At 46.9% G+C, this 17,195-nt stretch carries 16 protein-coding genes; 6 read left to right on the top strand and 10 right to left on the bottom strand.

Annotated features, from left to right (window positions below; genetic code table 11):
- The first annotated feature begins 141 nt into the window (after positions 1 to 141).
- Positions 142 to 1,767, top strand: coding sequence for a long-chain-fatty-acid--CoA ligase (locus MF542_RS03985; RefSeq protein ID WP_247016204.1), 1,626 nt, complete (start codon positions 142 to 144; stop codon positions 1,765 to 1,767).
- 57 nt (positions 1,768 to 1,824) lie between these two features.
- Here MF542_RS03985 and MF542_RS03980 read toward each other — a convergent pair whose 3' ends face one another.
- Both MF542_RS03980 and MF542_RS03975 read right to left on the bottom strand, forming a co-directional pair.
- Positions 1,825 to 2,049, bottom strand: a complete 225-nt coding sequence (locus MF542_RS03980) for a DUF2842 domain-containing protein (protein WP_247016202.1) — start codon at positions 2,047 to 2,049, stop codon at positions 1,825 to 1,827.
- 18 nt (positions 2,050 to 2,067) lie between these two features.
- Positions 2,068 to 2,514, bottom strand: coding sequence for an NUDIX hydrolase (locus MF542_RS03975; protein ID WP_247016200.1), 447 nt, complete (start codon positions 2,512 to 2,514; stop codon positions 2,068 to 2,070).
- Between the two features lie 61 nt (positions 2,515 to 2,575).
- On the opposite strand from MF542_RS03975, the gene MF542_RS03970 reads away from it, so the two are divergent.
- The 3 genes from MF542_RS03970 to MF542_RS03960 are packed head-to-tail and all read left to right on the top strand — an operon-like array spanning position 2,576 to position 4,929.
- Positions 2,576 to 3,268, top strand: a complete 693-nt coding sequence (locus MF542_RS03970) for an SOS response-associated peptidase (RefSeq protein WP_247016198.1) — start codon at positions 2,576 to 2,578, stop codon at positions 3,266 to 3,268.
- Between the two features lie 17 nt (positions 3,269 to 3,285).
- The gene (locus tag MF542_RS03965; RefSeq protein ID WP_247016196.1) at positions 3,286 to 4,092 is read left to right on the top strand and encodes an enoyl-CoA hydratase/isomerase family protein; all 807 of its coding nucleotides are present in this window, start codon (positions 3,286 to 3,288) and stop codon (positions 4,090 to 4,092) included.
- 39 nt (positions 4,093 to 4,131) lie between these two features.
- Complete coding sequence (locus MF542_RS03960; protein ID WP_247016194.1) at positions 4,132 to 4,929, top strand: SDR family oxidoreductase; 798 nt, start codon at positions 4,132 to 4,134, stop codon at positions 4,927 to 4,929.
- Here the strand turns inward: MF542_RS03960 and MF542_RS03955 are convergent.
- The 8 genes from MF542_RS03955 to MF542_RS03920 form a co-directional block, all read right to left on the bottom strand.
- Entirely contained in the window at positions 4,926 to 5,570 is a 645-nt protein-coding gene (locus MF542_RS03955) for a PAS domain-containing protein (RefSeq protein ID WP_247016192.1), read from the bottom strand. The genes MF542_RS03960 and MF542_RS03955 overlap by 4 nt on opposite strands.
- Before the next feature lie 89 nt (positions 5,571 to 5,659).
- Positions 5,660 to 6,139, bottom strand: a complete 480-nt coding sequence (locus MF542_RS03950) for a nuclear transport factor 2 family protein (protein ID WP_247016190.1) — start codon at positions 6,137 to 6,139, stop codon at positions 5,660 to 5,662.
- 50 nt (positions 6,140 to 6,189) lie between these two features.
- Positions 6,190 to 7,692, bottom strand: a complete 1,503-nt coding sequence (locus MF542_RS03945) for an alanine/glycine:cation symporter family protein (protein WP_370650596.1) — start codon at positions 7,690 to 7,692, stop codon at positions 6,190 to 6,192.
- A gap of 135 nt (positions 7,693 to 7,827) precedes the next feature.
- Entirely contained in the window at positions 7,828 to 8,931 is a 1,104-nt protein-coding gene (locus MF542_RS03940; RefSeq protein ID WP_247016186.1) for a hypothetical protein, read from the bottom strand.
- 117 nt (positions 8,932 to 9,048) lie between these two features.
- On the bottom strand, positions 9,049 to 10,131 hold the full coding sequence (locus MF542_RS03935; RefSeq protein WP_247016184.1) for an energy transducer TonB: 1,083 nt from the start codon (positions 10,129 to 10,131) through the stop codon (positions 9,049 to 9,051).
- Positions 10,132 to 10,373: 242 nt separating this feature from the next.
- Positions 10,374 to 10,904, bottom strand: a complete 531-nt coding sequence (gene moaB, locus MF542_RS03930) for a molybdenum cofactor biosynthesis protein B (protein ID WP_343264844.1) — start codon at positions 10,902 to 10,904, stop codon at positions 10,374 to 10,376.
- On the bottom strand, positions 10,891 to 12,687 hold the full coding sequence (locus MF542_RS03925) for a lytic transglycosylase domain-containing protein (RefSeq protein ID WP_247016182.1): 1,797 nt from the start codon (positions 12,685 to 12,687) through the stop codon (positions 10,891 to 10,893). The genes moaB and MF542_RS03925 overlap by 14 nt, the downstream gene beginning before the upstream one ends.
- The gene (locus tag MF542_RS03920) at positions 12,687 to 13,490 is read right to left on the bottom strand and encodes a uracil-DNA glycosylase (RefSeq protein ID WP_247016180.1); all 804 of its coding nucleotides are present in this window, start codon (positions 13,488 to 13,490) and stop codon (positions 12,687 to 12,689) included. The genes MF542_RS03925 and MF542_RS03920 overlap by 1 nt, the downstream gene beginning before the upstream one ends.
- Before the next feature lie 285 nt (positions 13,491 to 13,775).
- Here MF542_RS03920 and MF542_RS03915 point away from each other — a divergent pair, with 285 nt between their 5' ends.
- Together MF542_RS03915 and MF542_RS03910 are read left to right on the top strand one after the other, a co-directional pair.
- A complete protein-coding gene (locus MF542_RS03915; protein WP_247016179.1) occupies positions 13,776 to 15,434 on the top strand; it encodes an electron transfer flavoprotein-ubiquinone oxidoreductase in 1,659 nt (552 codons plus the stop codon).
- 20 nt (positions 15,435 to 15,454) lie between these two features.
- Positions 15,455 to 17,191, top strand: a complete 1,737-nt coding sequence (locus MF542_RS03910; RefSeq protein ID WP_247016177.1) for a tetratricopeptide repeat protein — start codon at positions 15,455 to 15,457, stop codon at positions 17,189 to 17,191.
- Positions 17,192 to 17,195: the final 4 nt, after the last annotated feature.

The raw sequence follows: 17,195 nt of genomic DNA, 5'->3' as shown, positions 1-17,195 counted from the left end.
AAGTGTTCAGATAATGACCATAGGAAGCGATACGCAATAAGGCCGTAAGGACAAATTTCAAAAAACAGTACGATTGGATTTGAATTTACATCTGCGCGGCCTATTGTTTTATCGGAGGAAGTTTCTAGTGGGGAGGATATAGTGCTAGGACAGATGCAGAATTGGCCATTGTTGGTTTCCAAACTGTTAGAAAGCGGTGAAGTTAACCACCCAAACCGTGAAGTGTTTTCTATGCTGCCTGAAGGTGGCGAATTTCGTTATACATTCAAAGATCTTGCTCTTCGTGCTCGTAAATGTGCGCAGGCAATGGAGCGTTTAGGTATTGAAAAAGGTGACCGCGTAGCAACGCTGGCGTGGAACACACACCGCCATGTAGAGCTGTGGTTCGCAGGTTCTGGTATGGGCGGTGTGACACACACAGTGAACCCGCGTTTGTTCCCCGAGCAGCTTATTTACATTATGAACCATGCGGAAGATAAAATCCTCTTCCTTGATGTAACCTTCGTGCCGCTTATTGAAAAGCTGGCTCCGATGCTCGAAACAATCGAACATTATGTGATTATGGTTGGCCGTGAGCATATGCCAGAAACCAGCTTGCCGAATGTAATCTGCTATGAAGAATTTGTTGAAGCAGAAGACGGTAATTATGAATGGCCACAGCTTGATGAGAACACAGCTTGCGGGCTTTGTTACACATCCGGTACAACAGGCAACCCAAAGGGCGTGCTATATTCACACCGTTCTAACTTCCTGCACACGCTGACTGTTCTTCAAAAAGATGTTCTGAGCATTGGCGCGCATACTGTTATTCTGCCAGTGGTGCCTATGTTCCATGCGAACGCTTGGGGTATCCCTTATGCGGCGCTGGCTGCGGGTTCAAAACTCGTGCTTAACGGCCCGCATCATGACCCAGAGACACTGCATATGCTGCTCATGCGCGAGAAAGTGACGATGACGGCGGCTGTGCCGACTGTATGGATGCAGATGCTTCGCCATTTGAAAGAAAATGATCTTAACTGTGGTGAACTGAAAGATGTGACCATTGGTGGTTCTGCTGTGCCGCGTAGCATGATCCAGACCTTCCAGGATGATTATGGCGTACGGGTGAACCACGCGTGGGGTATGACAGAATGTAGCCCGCTGGGTAGCCTGGGTAGTGAGAACTCAGCTGTTGCTGAACTCAGCAACGAAGAAAAGCTGGATGTGCAGTGTAAGCAGGGACGGCCTGTTCTTGGCGTTGAGATGGCTATCAAGGATGATGATGGTAATCACCTGCCGTGGGACGGTAAATCATCAGGCCGCCTGATGGTGCGTGGCCCGTGGATTGTGGAATCATATTACCGCTCCGGTGAAACAGCCCTCGACGATGAAGGCTGGTTCGATACTGGCGATGTATCCTTGATGGATGAATACGGCTTTATGCAGATCACTGACCGTGCGAAAGACGTGATTAAATCCGGCGGGGAGTGGATTAGCTCTATCGACCTTGAAAACGAAGCCGTTGGGCACCCTGGTGTTGCTGAAGCGGGCGTGATTGGTGTTTACCACCCGAAATGGGATGAGCGCCCACTTCTCTGTATTGTGGAAGAGGATGGCCAGACGGTAACCAAGGAAGAAATGCTTGCTTACTTGGACGGTAAAATTGCCAAATGGTGGATGCCTGATGATGTGGTAACAGTTGAAGAACTGCCGCATACAGCAACAGGTAAGATTTCCAAGAAAGATCTTCGTGATCAGTTCAAGGACTATAAACTACCGGGCACCTAGTTCTTATGAACTGATCTGATGCATAAGAAAGCCGCGGTGGTTGCCGCGGCTTTTTCTTTACTCTTGGTTATCTTTGTAGGCAGCTGCCATCCATTTAAGAAGCCATTTAACTGGCCATATCCAGATAATGCCGAAGATCAAATAATAGATCGACTGAATGGCAATTGACCAATTAATGATCAATTCACCAATTGCGGCCACACCAAATGCGTAGGCGGAAAGACCAAAAATAAGGATCAGCATACCGGTGATGCTACGGTGCGACGGGCGTGTTGGTTCCATTGGTGTTTTCCTCTTCGCCTACATCAGGCCTTTAAGTTCTGCCGCTTTTGTAATGATACGCTTGGTTTCTGTCCATAGGGGAAGTTCAAGTGCTTCTGAAATAGGCAGAAAGTGGGCTTCTTTTGCGTCACTTGCAGCCTGAAGCGTGCCGCCGATCACATCAACTGCATAATCAAGCAGTGTATAGTGAAAGCGCATGTCACCGTTTGGTGCGCGGTCAATAAAATCAATCACATCCAGAAAACCAGTGATGGTTACCTCAATGCCCGTTTCTTCTTTAACCTCTCGGATAACCGCATGTTCAACCGTTTCACCGATATCCTGCCTGCCGCCGGGGATGCTCCATTCACCTTCACGGGGTGGTTTCGCGCGCCTGATCATCAACACTTTACCATCATTAATAACAACGGCGCCGACAGCAATTATAGGTCTTTCAGGATTTTTACTTGCCTCAGTCATATGCATACTATTTCTTGTTACAAAACAAGGCCGATACTGGTTCAGCAAAAGGGCATAGGCAAGCGTTATGTGTGGAAGATTTTCGCTCAAGACAACAACAATGGAAATTGAGCAGGTTTTCAAGGTGAACGCACCTGTGCCAATCCCTGACCGATATAATATCGCGCCGCGCCAACCTGTACTTATCATACGCCATACCGAAAAAGCTGTGCGTGAGCTTGCGGCTGTTGAATGGGGACTGGTGCCTGAATGGAAAAAGGAAATTGGCGACAAGCCGCTTATTAACGCACGGGTTGAAACCATTGAAGCCAAACCTTCTTTCCGCTCAAGTATTAAGCGGAAGCGTTGTTTGGTACCCTTTACTGGTTGGTATGAATGGAAAACGGTTGATGGCCTCAAAGTTCCACATTTTATCAGCCATATGGATGGTGAAATGCATGCTTTTGCAGGAATTTGGTCCACGTGGCACGGTCCGCACGGGGATCACTGGCTTGAAACAATGTCTATCGTTACAGCAGCTTCAAGCGGCACGATGAAAGGTATGCACCACCGAAAGCCTCTTGTAGTGAAGCCTGAACAATTTGAAGATTGGCTCACGCTGCATGATCCACTGCCGCGTAATTTCCTGGGCAGCTTTGATTGGGAAGAAGAACAGCATTTTCACTGGCGGCCTGTAAGCCGAAAGGTAAACAGTGTGCGTTATGATGGGCCGGATTGCCTTGATCCACCGGAAGAAAACCCGCAGGGCGTATTATTTTAGAGAGTAAGGATAGTTTGATGGACTTCAGCGATAAAAGCGGCGTGATTTATACCGATGAGAAAGACGGTATTGGCTATCTTGTACTCAACCGTCCTGAGAAACGGAATGCTATGCTGCAAGCTATGTGGGAAGCAATCCCAAACGCGGTGGTTGAACTGGATGCAAATCCAAATGTACGGGTGATAATTGTAACAGGCAGTAGTGATAAGGCTTTTTGCGCGGGGGCTGACCTCGAAGAGCTTGAAGGCATTGCAACATCTGCTGAACGCCGTGAAAGCAACCGTCTGGCCATCAGGAATGCGCAGCGGTCGCTCGCCCGGGCTAAGAAGCCAACGATTGCCCAGATATGGGGCGCTTGCGTTGGTGGAGGCTGCGGGCTTGCAATCCACTGTGACATGCGCTTTGCGGCACGCGGCGCTAAGTTTGGTATTACGCCGGCCAAATTGGGGCTTGTGTACCCACTGAATGATACCAAGCAGTTGGTTGATTTGGTGGGGCCATCGAAGGCGAGATCTATTCTCTTTAGTGCGCGCAAAATGGATGTGGATGAAGCAGAACGAATTGGCTTAATTGACATGGTATTTGAGCCAAATGAACTTGAGGAAGAAACACTTGCGTTCGCACAGCAGATTTCAAAGCAGTCTCAATATTCTGTTCGCATGATGAAAACCTTTATCCAGCGGGTGCTGGATGGGCAAGTGGATGATGATGAGGAAACAGCTAACATCTTTGGTGATGCGCATGAAGGGATGGACGCAACAGAAGGTGTGAGGGCATTCCTTGAAAAACGTGTGCCAGTGTTTAAGTGGACGGGCGAAGAATAAGCCCTAAAGTTACGTAAAATAGTTTCAGGGGAGGTAGGTATGTTCAGTGGTCAGGTTGTTTGGATAACAGGGGCTTCTTCAGGTATTGGGGAAGCTGTAGCACTTGAAATGGCGACAGAAGGCGCGAGCCTTATTCTTTCTGCACGACGGGAAAGCGAACTCACACGGGTGAAAGAAGCTTGCGTAGCGCGAGGTGCAGCTGCGGAGAATGTGATGGTGCTGCCACTTGATGTGACAGACGAAGCGAGCCTGGCGGAGAAAGTAGCCGAAGCGCGTGCCTTTAAAGGGTGTATTGATATGCTTTATAACAATGCAGGTATTTCACAGCGCTCTACTTGTTTAGAGACAGATATGGCCACTTACCGCCGCCTGTTTGAAGTAGATGTATTCGGCCAGATTGCACTCACCAAAGAGGTTTTACCCGTGATGCTGGAGCAGGGGAACGGCCATATGGCTGTAACCGCTTCAGTGGCTGGTAAGGTTGGTGCACCAAAGCGCACAGGCTATTGTGCTGCCAAACACGCGATGATGGGCTTTTTTGATGCTCTTCGGGCTGAGACAAGCAAGGATGGTATTTTTGTAACCACTATTACACCCGGTTTTATCCGTACTGCTATTTCGGAAAATGCGCTTAAGGGGGACGGAACTGAATTTGGCAAGATGGACGAAAATATCTCTGGCGGGATGGATGTAACAGACTGCGCCAAGGTTATTATGCGTGGTTTCAAGAAGAAAAAGAAAGAGATTGCAGTAGGTAAAGGGATGGAAATGAATGCGCTTTGGGTTAAGCGTTTCTTCCCGAATATGCTGTTTAAAATGGTTGAGCGGCTTGGTTAGCTATCAAGCTTTTTATGGTGGGCGCCTTTTTGTGTGGACGGCATAAAGCGGTTCCACCATTTCTCACTTTTAGCCTGTGAATGGATTGCAGGGTTTGGCGTAGGCCGATCAAAAATCACTTCAGGTGTGCCGTACCCTAAATCAATATATTCCAGCTGCCTGATGTTCTGCTGATCAAGGATCAAACGGTCTGTGATATCTACAATTGGCTGCCTGTCTTCATAGATTGAGCAACTGATAATATAGCTGGCATTTCCTTCTGTATCAGCGAGTGGTAGATAAAGCGAGGCAACATCAGCTGGCCCTGATTTACGTTCTACTGTCTTCCTCAGCAGTGCCGCACAGGGTTGGTCTAGCACTGCTGCGTAAAGCCGTGCTGTATTTTCGTGCATTTGTGGGCTGGTGAAATCAAACGCATTCATGCCGATATGAGGGTTATGCCAGTGTGTGTTGGACCCTGTGCCCATCATACGGATAGGGATATCATAGCGGTTATGTCGTTTGAGAAGGGCAATGCGCGGCAACAGCTCGTGCAGGTCACTTGGTGTAAGCGCAGCCTTTGGCGGAATGTACTGCCCTTCAGGGCGTGGCAATTCCTGCCAATATTCTAAAAGATGTTCTAATACTCCGGAAACAGGCACCCCAGCCTCCTATCAGTATAAAAAAGAACTTCACCCATAATTAGGATGAAGTTCCTTTGTTACTTTAGCAAGGGTGTATAAATATCGCCTTATGGGTTTACTTTTTGACGTGCTTCAAATGTTTGAATCTCTTGTGTGATTCCCGCTGCCAGATCATTTGGAATAGGGAATGTAAGATTATACTGGATGATCTTCCAGCCATCATTTGTGCGAATCAGTACACCTGTACCGCGACTTGTGCCGTATTTTTCGTTGTTGAGAATTTCATCAAACCAAGCGGTGTTACCGCCTGCTGCGATATAGATGAAGCGGTTCTCTTTGGTATATGTCCAGCCGCGTGTTTTTGAAGCGTATGATTGGAATTCAGCTTTGCTCCAACGCTCAGAAGCATCGGTTCCCATAAAGACACTATCCTCGGTCAGCAGGCCGAAATATGTGTCCCAATCAGCTTTGGATGCTGCTGTGTGGAAGCTGGTAAGCGCAGTATTTACATCTTCTTTGGCGTCACGGGCAACTGCTGAACTGAATGCAATACAGGCGACCGCTACAGCGATTAATAGATTTCTCATTGTTCCCTCCCAGAAAAAAGGCAGCCTCAGAAGGCTGCCAATTCAATTTATTATGCGTTTGTTTCGCGAATTTCCCCCGAACGAAGCCTCGCCAGATAACTGGTAAGATCCCGCTTCAATTCAGGCGCCATGATATAAATACCAATCACGTTTGGTACCGCCATCAGGAAGAACATACTGTCCATAAGGGCATATACTTCCCCGGCTGAGAATACGGCACCAGGAATAAGGGCTGCGCAGAAGATCACTTTGAAGATCATCATAGAACGGCTGCTGCCGCCGAAAACAAATTCCCAAACTTTGCCGGAATAATAGCCCCAGCTGATGATTGTAGAATATCCAAACAGGAAGGCTGCGATAGCAAGAACCCAAGGGAACCATGCAATCACACTACCAAACGCCTGCGATGTAAGGGAAATACCAGCTACATCGGTGCCGCCCACGTAAACACCTGTAATCACAATCACAAGCGCTGTCATCGTGGAAACGACCACTGTATCAATGAATGGTTCCATAAGGGCAACCATGCCTTCAGATACAGGTTCGTTTGTTTTCGCAGCCGCATGAGCCATCGTTGCAGAGCCAAGGCCGGCCTCTGTTGAATATACAGCACGCTGCATAGCAATGATGATGGTACCGATGATGCCGCCAATACCAGCTTCAAGCGAGAAGGCAGATGAGAAAATAGTACCAAAAGCCGCTGGAACGGCTGACACGTTCCCAAGGATGATAACAAGAGCACCGAGGATATAAATCCCTGCCATTGCAGGCACGAGGCGCGCTGTTACTTTCGCGATGGATTTAATACCGCCGATGATCACAACAGCAGTAGCCGCTGCGATAAAGACACCAAAGCCCCACTTTGTTGCCTCTGACGTGAAGCCCGTTACAACGGAGATAGCTTCGAAAGACTGGTTTACCTGTGCTACCTGCAACAACGTTGGGACCGCAAGGATCGCGTAGGTCCAGGCGAGAGCCTTACCAACTTTACCCCAGCCGCGCGCTTTAAGGCCGCGCTCCAGATAATACATCGGGCCACCAGCTACTGTGCCATCTTCGCGTACATCGCGGTATTTCACACCGAGCGTACATTCCGCGAATTTGAGTGACATGGCGCAGAAACCAATCAGGATCATCCAGAAAGTGGCGCCCGGTCCGCCTGTGGAGATTGCAACTGCAACACCCGCGATATTGCCAAGGCCAACAGTACCGGAAAGGGCGGTGGATAATGCCTGAAACTGCGTAACCTCCCCAGGGGCAGTTTCATCATGGTAATCCCCGCGTACAATTTTCCAGGCACGTTTGAAGCTGGTGACATTGATGAACATAAAATATCCGGTCAAAATCAGCATCGGCAGTGCGAGGAATGCAACAATCCATGCGATTTCAAAACCAAATACGGTGATATTGCTGAATACAAATGCCTCAAGCGCATAAATCGCGTCGGACACCGTGTTGACAAAACCGCTTCTGTCTTCGGTTGTTTCCTGAGCTATTGCCCCGGCGCTGGAAAAGATGCCCACAAGCGCTGCAACAGCGAGACGTTTAAATATACCCACGTCTACTCCCCATTATTCTGTTTTTCGAGAGATTAGGCGACAGGTGGCCTTGAGGAAAGGAGAAATTACCAATTCGTTAAAATTTTACATCTCGAGTGGTGAGGATGAAGCTAGCGATAGCCCTTTGGTTTAATAGCGAACATGGAATTGGCATTCCTCGCATCCTCGCCCGGTAACGGGCTTTCCATTCTCTAATTTGGGTACATAATATGATTGTTCGAACTGGAGCTGTACTTCTTTTGCCGAGATGTTTTTTGCTATGTGAATCTCAATATTTTTTCTGCGGCCAGCAGCGGTCATTTCATAGGAAGCTATATATCCGGCGGCTTGTTTTTCTTTTTTAGCGGATAGGCTTTCAGATAACCAAAAGGGTATTTTTTCAGTTGGATTGTAAATCAAATAACCAGCTTCCCAGTATCTGGTGTAGGCAAATTCAAGCGCCGCGGCTTCTGCGCCAGCAGTGTCGCCTTGATTGTGATATGCCGCGACAAGCCGTTTCAGAATGTAGGCAGCTGTTACGTTGTGCTCACCATTAAGTTTGGTGAAATTCAGGCTGTCAGTTTTGTAAATATTGTAGGCGGTTTCAAAATGGGGAATAGCTTGAGCCCAATTTTGTTGGCGAAGATGGATATCGCCTTGCAATAGTTCAGCATACGCCAGCTGTAGCGGGCTAATTTCAGATCGTCCATCTGTTAAAACTGTGTAGGCTTGATCAATAAATCTTGCTGCTCTTGCAATATCGCCCTTTTCGAAATGAAGATAGCTGAATTCCAGATCAATTAACGCTCCCAGTGTTTGGGCCTCTGAATGATTGGCTACGGCAAGTTTTTTTGCTTTGTCGAGAAATTCATATGCCTTTTTCGGTCTGCCTCGTTGCCGAGCCTCGGACGCAGCGAGTATCAATAATCTACCGTGAATATCATCGGAGTAGGAGCTATTTTCTTTATGTAAGTTCAGCACCTCCTGAAGGAGAGACAGCGCTGATTTCTCTTTGAATTTAAGAGCGGCTATTGCATATCGGTGCAGGTAGGGGAAAAGGTCATCTTCCTTCAATTTCATATGGTGTTTAGCAATGAAATGAGCTTTTTGAGCGTTCACGAGTGCTGAGGTATAGTTGTGAAGAGCCATAGCATCAGCATAGGCCTGTGAATGTTGTGCGAGTTGGGCTTCATGGTCTGTTGCTGACACAGAAAAAGACCACAAAGCCAAAGCTATTATCGCATCCTTTATCATTATTCTTCATACCTGCTTGTTGAATACGAATATGAGATTGTTCCCGCCCGCTTTGGAAGGTTGGCCTGCGGTGGATTAAAGCAGGCGATAAACATATTAAATAGCGCCTGAATTATATTAGTTTCTCATTTTGTAAGAGAACTTATAGGTAACGTTATTTGTTTCTACAGGTTTTCCATCTTCAAAGCGCGGAATGTACCGAAATTCATTGATCGCTCGGAGGCTGGCAGTTTCAAAATATTTACCGCCTTCTGATTCAAGAATCATAGGGTTTTTCACAAAACCTTCTTCATCCACCGTAAGCTCAACAATTGCATAACCTTCCTGAGCGCGGTCAAGAGCTACGCGAGGGTATGTTGGTTGTTTCCCAAACACTGGAAGATAATCTTGATCATCAGCCTGCGGTTGCGCCCGGCCAATTGCCTGACAGTGAGCTGTCGCCTCATTGCGAAGATTTCTTTGCTCATAGGCTTCAATTAAATGCGCATGATTTGTTAGAGTGATCTCTGCATTGGGAGATGTTTCTTCAAATACGCTCAAGGAATAAAGCAGTGCGTCTGTGGCTTTAATAAAGTTCTCATCTGCAAGGTAATATTTACCCTGCCACAGTTTCGAAAGAGCATGGTCCTCTTTATTTGCATTGTTTGCATCCATGCTAAAAATCGCTTCAGCACGATTTAGATATTTGATTGCTGAACGGTCTTGGTGTCTGTATGCCGTTTTACCGATTTCCAGATTGAAACGGGCGTATTCTGTAGAATTTGCACCATATGTGTTCTTTACAACTTTTCCTGCGCGGGCAAATTCGCTGTAGAAATCAAAGCGACGATCTCTTCTTGCTTTAGCATTACCAATGTAGATCAAAAGAGGGGCGAGTTCGGGAGAGTTTTCTCCGTAAATATCCTCTCTCAATTTATAGGCATGTTTCAATGCCGTAATGGCTTTATGAGGCTGATCTTCCGTTAGACCATAGTTGATGGCTAGTTTAGCCAAAGTTTCAGGGTCATTTTGATAGACAGTTTTTCCAAGCTTATACGCCTTTAGAGCCGTGGAAATTTTATCTTCTTTGGTACCTGTTTTAACGGCAGTTTGATAAGCTGCATAAGCTTGTTTAAAGGTGCCTTTCTCTTCGCTGTGATTATCAGCCACTGCCGGTGCCGTAAAGGCGATGCAAATGGCGACAATTGATGTTAACCGCATAATTTAACCTCCCATTCGTTTGAATGTAGTATGTTATATTATACTAATCTTTAGTTTGCAATGAATGCATTCATAGATGGTATTTATCGCTGGATGGCTGATTGTTGAACTGAAGTGCGCAGAAACTAAGGGAAAACCGCTATAGTTGTTTAATTGCAGTTTTCCCTGATAACAAAAATTTTATATCTCTATAGTCGTATTTTAAAGACTGTTTCAGGCGGTTTTGAATGATCTTATATTGGCTATTGTTCACCAAAACGGGGCATCAATTCAACAAAGTTACAAGGGCGGAAGCGATTGTCTAACTGCGTTACCAGAATTTTATCCCAGCCGTCTTTAACAGCACCCGTTGAACCAGGTAGCGCGAACAGAAGAGTGGTTTTAGCGATGCCGCCCGTTGCTCTGCTTTGAATGGTACTTGTGCCGATCAGGTCATAAGAGAGCATTCGGAACAGTTCACCGAAGCCTGGAATAGCTTTGGTGTATTGCGCTTCAAAACATTCTGGAGTGATATCTCGGCCAGTAATACCAGTGCCGCCAGTTGAAATCACCACATCCACATCTTCGCTTTCAATCCATATTTCAAGCTGCTTGGTGATGGACGCTTTATCGTCTTTCACAATCACTCGGTCCGCGACATTATGACCTGCGCCTTTTACACGGTCCGCAAGCGTATCGCCTGATTTATCATCTTCAAAGGTACGCGTGTCAGAGACAGTCATTACAGCGATATTAACGGGAATGAATGGGCGACTTTCATCAATTTTCGGCACGGAGAGTTTGTCCTTCAGCAGTTAAGGTTACAGCGCGCTGGAGAGCTTCAACAGTTTCTGGTGTGTCCAGTGCATCAAAGGCAGGCCATGCACCACTCGCTACAGCATCCAGGCTTGGCGTTTCCTGCCCAAGGCGCATACGGTAGAGCCACAGGTTGGCCATCACCCGTTCGATATAGTCACGCGTCTCATAAAATCCAATAGATTCGATGAAAAGAAGGGGGTCTTGCTGGTAAGGTACTTCTTTACGCCATTCAAGAAGACTACCCGGCCCGCCATTATATGCAGCGAGTGCCATAAAGAGGTTTCCGTCCACATATTCCATATCGAGAAGGTGTGAAATATACTGTTGGCCCAGTGCCATATTGAATTCTGGCTCAAACAGGCGGTGGCGGTTTCTGCGCAAAAGCTTTGAACCTTTACGGCTGATAAAGCGGGCTGTGGCTGGCATCACTTGCATCAAGCCGCCAGCACCAGCACGGCTTTTTGCCCGGCTACGGAAGTCACTTTCTTTACGCACCATCGCAAACAGGAGTGCGCGGTCGATACTAAAGCCCCCGGCAGGTTGCCAATCTGGTAACGGATAGCGTGTTGAGGTTGGGGCGAGTTTACCCGTACCACTTGCACGAGCTAAGCGAGTTTGAATAGCTGGAAGGTTTAAATTGGCAGCGAGTGCGAGAAGATCATCTTGTACAGCAGTACCTTTCCGGCCCCACAGTAGGCGTAGTTCTTCATCGGCTACATCATTCCGACTTACTTCCATCAGAGCAAGCGCGCGGCGAGTTGCTGGATGTTGCAGTAAGTTTGCCATTGCAGTGTTTGAAAGAGTTGGAACAGTCCAATCAATCTCAGGCTTAATACCAAGTTGTCGACCAGCTATAAGGCCGTAAAAGGTTTCAGAATAATCACTTGCATTTTTCAGATGTATTGTGCCGCCATATGAATCCCCCATTCGAAAAGCGGTGCGGCCTGCCCAGAACTGCCCTGCAGATAAAAGCCAATCAGAAGCTCTTTCCGATTCACCTAGTATAGAAAAGTGCTCATAAGCTTGGTCATAGTTTCCTAATCGCCAGTTAGAAAGGCCTGCGATCCAGTCAGTTGTAGGTTCAATCTCTCGGGCAAGGTTTGCGCCCAATGTTGAAAGTTTCAGAGCTTTAAAGTCATTGCCCTTATAATAATAACTGGCAGAAATGCGCTCAAGCGCTGCGGCTAGTTCGTGAGGTGCAGCAAGGCCACGTTTTTCCATCGCCCAGAAACGCTTCTCGGCACGTTCTGGGTTTCCGCGTCTTACTTGCTTGCGTACGTTTGCGAGGAATTTGCTTACAGCACGGCGTTCAAGACGTGTGCGGCGTGGTACTGGTGGTTTTGCCTTAGCAGATTGTCCTGTTACACCGGGGTAGCGTGTTTCAACTGGTCTGCGCGGCGCGCGTGCTCTGCCCTGGCGTTTTTTGGCAAGGCGATAAACAGCCCATGCTTTAGGATGATCCGCATAACGCTTCAACCATCCAGCCAGTTCACCATAACGACTGCGATATTTTCGTGGATGCATATAGCGCTGATACTGCACGTGCCCCATTAGAATATCATTGTCGAGGCCTTTGATAAGCCTATCGGCTTTTTTCCATTGCCCTTGTTCTTGAAGTTCAAAAATACGCTGGTAGCGGCTGATATCTTCGTTACTAAGAACTTTTGGAATTGTGGTGTTTTCAGCGGCATATACGGTACCAGCTATGAACACGTTTAGTGTAAGGGCGAGAGAAAAGGCTAGTTTAAACATACGCATTAGGATTCTAGTCGCTCCTTAACAGCAAGCAGGTCGCGCCATGTGGCGCCTTTCATTTGTGGTTGTGCCATAAGATAGGACGGGTGATATGTCGCCATTGCGGCAAAAGTCTGACCGCCAATCTCAATATCTTTCCATTTTCCGCGCAGGCGGGAAATGCCATCTTTTGTCCCCAACACAGCTTGGGCGGAAACAACACCCATCAGCAAGAGATACTTAGGTTTAGCAAGTTCAATATGCTTTTTCAGGAACGGCAGGCACATGGCAATGGTTGCATCATCTGGTTTGGTATTCCCAAGGGGACGCCATGGCAATACATCTGACAAATAAACATGTTCATCACGCTTAAGGCCAATTGCTGTAAGCATTTTCTCAAGCATATCACCATTAGGGCCAATGAAGGGCTTGCCGTCCCGATCTTCATAGGCGCCGGGAGCTTCGCCGATAATCATCAAGTCAGCCCCTAACTTGCCGTCAGCAAATACGGTATTTTTCGACGAGCGTTTGAGCATGCCACCATCAAAGGCTTTCAGGGTTGCTTCCAGTTCTTCCACGTTAGTGCAAGCCGCGGCGGCTTTTTCAGCCGCTTCAATGCCAGCTCCAATCGCGGGTTTGGCTGGGCGTGCCTGAATAGGTGTTGGACGGGACCGTTCCTGTTGCTGGCCCTTTTGAGGCTTCGCTACAGGTTCCGGAATAACGAAACGATCAACCGGTTCGAGATCAGCGGCTTCATCTGCGCCCATGGCTATATACCATGCAAGCAGTGCGCTTAGCTCTCTTGTATCTGCAGTTTCAATATTCATAAGTGCCCAACTGATTTGTTCGTGCCTGAGTATAGCTTCGAAAAAAAAGTAAATGCATCGAATTTTTTTACTAAATTGAAAATGTTTTTGTGCGGTGCAATATTAACGGGGCGTAACGGTTTTGTTTTCCTCAAGTATTTGACCTTTTTAAGGGGGCAGGGCATAACACTTGAAAAGGTTCAGAAGCGGTCCAGATTAGGGTCAGGCCTGATGGATAGGAACCGAAAGAATTAAGCCCCATGGCAATCAAGTGGGCTTTGCATAGGAAGTTTGAAGGAGTGTCGCATGGAACGCGAATCCATGGAATTTGATGTAGTGATTGTTGGTGGTGGCCCGGCGGGTCTTTCTGCCGCTATTCGCTTGATGCAGCTGGCTCAGGAAAAAGATCAGGAGCTCATGGTCTGTGTGATCGAAAAGGGTTCTGAAATTGGCGCTCATATCCTTTCTGGTGCGGTGGTTGATCCTGTCGCGCTTAATGAACTTATTCCTGATTGGAAGGAAAAGGGCGCACCGCTTAATGTTCCTGTAACAGATAACCAGCATTGGGTTCTGTCTGAAAATGGCAAAACATCTATGCCGCACTTCATCATGCCGCCACTACTTTCAAACAATGGCATGTATACCGTTTCTCTTGGTAATGTAACACGCTGGCTTGCAGAGCAAGCTGAAGCAATGGGTGTAGAAATTTACCCGGGCTTTGCAGGTGCTGAGGTGCTTTACCATGAAGATGGCCGGGTTAAAGGTGTGGCAACAGGTGATATGGGTATTGGCCGCGATGGTGAACCAAAAGCCAGCCATGAACCGGGTATGGAACTTCATGCGAAATATACACTGTTTGCGGAAGGTTGCCGTGGTTCTCTTTCAAAGCAACTTGAAGAGAAATTTAACCTCCGCGAAGATTGCCAGTTCCAGACATATGGTATCGGTATCAAAGAGCTTTGGGATATCAAGCCAGAGAACCATGTTGAGGGCCGCGTGATCCACTCACAGGGCTGGCCGCTTGATAACACCACAGCTGGCGGTGGTTTCATTTACCATCAGGAAAACAACCAGATCGCTATCGGTTTTGTTGTAACGCTTGATTATGAAAACCCACATCTGTCACCGTTTGATGAGATGCAGCGCTTCAAAACGCACCCTGAGGTACGTAAAATCCTTGAGGGTGGACGTCGTGTAGCATACGGCGCGCGTGCCATTAACGAAGGTGGCTTGCAGTCTGTGCCGAAGCTCTTCTTCCCGGGTGGCGCACTTATTGGCTGTGCCGCAGGTTTTGTGAACGTACCACGTATTAAAGGCAGCCATAACGCTATGAAATCTGGCATGCTGGCGGCTGAAAATGCATTTGAAGCAATCGTTGGTGGTTCCGAAGGTGAAAAGCTGCTTGAAGGTTACGAAGAAGATTTCAACAACAGCTGGATTTATAAAGATCTCTATAAAGTGCGGAATGCGCGTCCGGCACTTGGTAAGTTCGGTGTGAAAATCGGTACACTTTATTCCGGCTTCGATATGTGGATGAATACGCTGGGGCTTGGTGGTTTGATGCCAACATTGAAGCATAAGCACAAAGATAATGAAGCAACGGGTAAAGCGAAGGATTTCGCACCAATCGATTATCCGAAGCCAGATGGTGAAATTTCATTTGATAAACTTTCTTCTGTATTCCTCTCATCTACAAACCATGAAGAAGATCAGCCTATTCACCTTCAGCTAAAGGATGAGACTGTACCAGTTTCTATTAACCTGAAAGACTATAATGGCCCAGAACAGCGTTTCTGTCCGGCAGGTGTTTATGAATATGTTGGTGATAACGATGCTGAGATGAAGCTTCAAATCAACGCGCAAAACTGTGTACATTGTAAAACTTGTGATATTAAAGATATTACACAGAATATTAACTGGGTTGTTCCAGAAGGCGGCGGGGGGCCAAACTACCCGAATATGTAAGAGTAAGGTACCTTCATAGAATGAGATTGCAGCCACTTTTAGCCATCAGTTTAGCTCTAGCCATTGGTGGCTGCGTAACAACGACGGAAACCGGTGTTAATTCTGAAAATAATGCACCGGTTCCTTCCAATCTCCGCAGCGAATTTGAAGATACGTCGCCTGACGGTAATTTCTACGGCCCTTTTCTGGCAGCCATTCAATCGCAAACAGATTTGCAGCATAGAGATGCTGCCAAACATTATCTCTCCGCTTTAGAAAATGACCCAGACAGCCGTTATGTTGCGGAGCGTGCTTTCTTTCAGCTTTTATATTCTGGCCAGCTTGAGGATGCCGTTGAAGTATCGAACCGTATGATGTCGGATGAAGAGATTGTACAGGATCATTTAATCAAGCTTTTACATATACTGGCGGTTTATCAGGAAGAGGATTGGCCCAGAGTTCGAGCCTTGCTTGATGAACATCTTGATACAGGGTTTGGTTTTCTGATCACGCCAATTTTGAAGGCATGGACGTTCGCCGCCGAAGGTGACTTGGAGCAAGCTGAAAAAGCACTCGAAGTGCTCAAGACCAGACGATTTGATAACTTAGCCAATGAGCATTTGGCTTATATGGCTGATTATTTGGGTGAAAAAGAACGTGCTGAAACACTGTATAATGAAATAATATCAAGTGATCGCCTTACCTCCGTTCAGCCTATTATTTCGTATGCATATATGCTGATTAAGCAAGCGAGATTTAAAGAAGCTGTTCAGTTGCTGGCTGAGCAAAACAAACGATTTAAGAACCAACCTTATTTATTGCGTGAGGGACAAAACATTGTACGCGGTGGCATCCCTTCGCAGATAGTGAGCAGACCGCAAAGCGCAGCAGGCCTTATTTTCTTCCGTTTAGGAACTGAACTTGCACAAAATAATGCTTTGCAATCTTCAATAATATATATGCGTATCGCCTCTTTTATGGCGCCTGAAGTGGAAGATACATATTTTGTACTTGGGTCACTGTTTGAACGTGCTGAAAATATTGAAGAAGCTATCGCCGCCTATAATATGGTGCCACTTGATAGCCCGAGAAGGGCTATAGCGGAGGCGCGAAAAATTGAAGCTTACCGATATGGAGGTAAAGCTGAATTAGCGGAAGCTTTCCTCCGAAAAGAGCTGTTAAAGCATCCGGGCAACAGCAAGTTGTCGGTTGATCTTGCAGATATATTGCAGGGCCGTCAGGATTATGATGGAGCAATCCTCTATTACAGCCGTGCTATTTTAGCAATTAAGACACCTACAGCGAATGATTGGTATCCATATTTTGCTCGTGGGGCTTCTTTCGAAAGTAGAGGCGATTGGGAGGCCGCTGAAGCAGATATGATTGAGGCATTGAATATTGCACCTGATGAACCTGTAGTGCTTAACCATCTTGGGTATAGCTGGATTGATCGCGGTAAGAATATTGAGCAAGCGAAGGATATGATTGCGCGCGCTGTAAAGGCTCGTCCTAATGACGGTTTTATTGTGGATAGTATGGGATGGGCTTTATATCTCACTGGTGAGTATATGAAGGCGATTGAGTATCTGGAACAGGCTGTTAAGCTGGAGCCTGATGAGGCAACGCTTAACGATCATTTAGGTGATGCATACTGGCGTGTTGGCCGTAAGATTGAAGCTCGTTTCCAGTGGAAGCATGCACTTGATAGCAATCCAACCGATGAAGAGCGGTTAAAGCTTGTTGAAAAACTCGCTGACGGCTTACCTAATAATTCTTGAAAGA

This window comes from Kordiimonas laminariae (assembly GCF_023008165.1).
Classification (GTDB): Bacteria; Pseudomonadota; Alphaproteobacteria; order Sphingomonadales; family Kordiimonadaceae; genus Kordiimonas; species Kordiimonas laminariae.
Note: the sequence above shows the minus strand (reverse complement) of the source record. Positions and strands in the feature narration are given on the sequence as shown.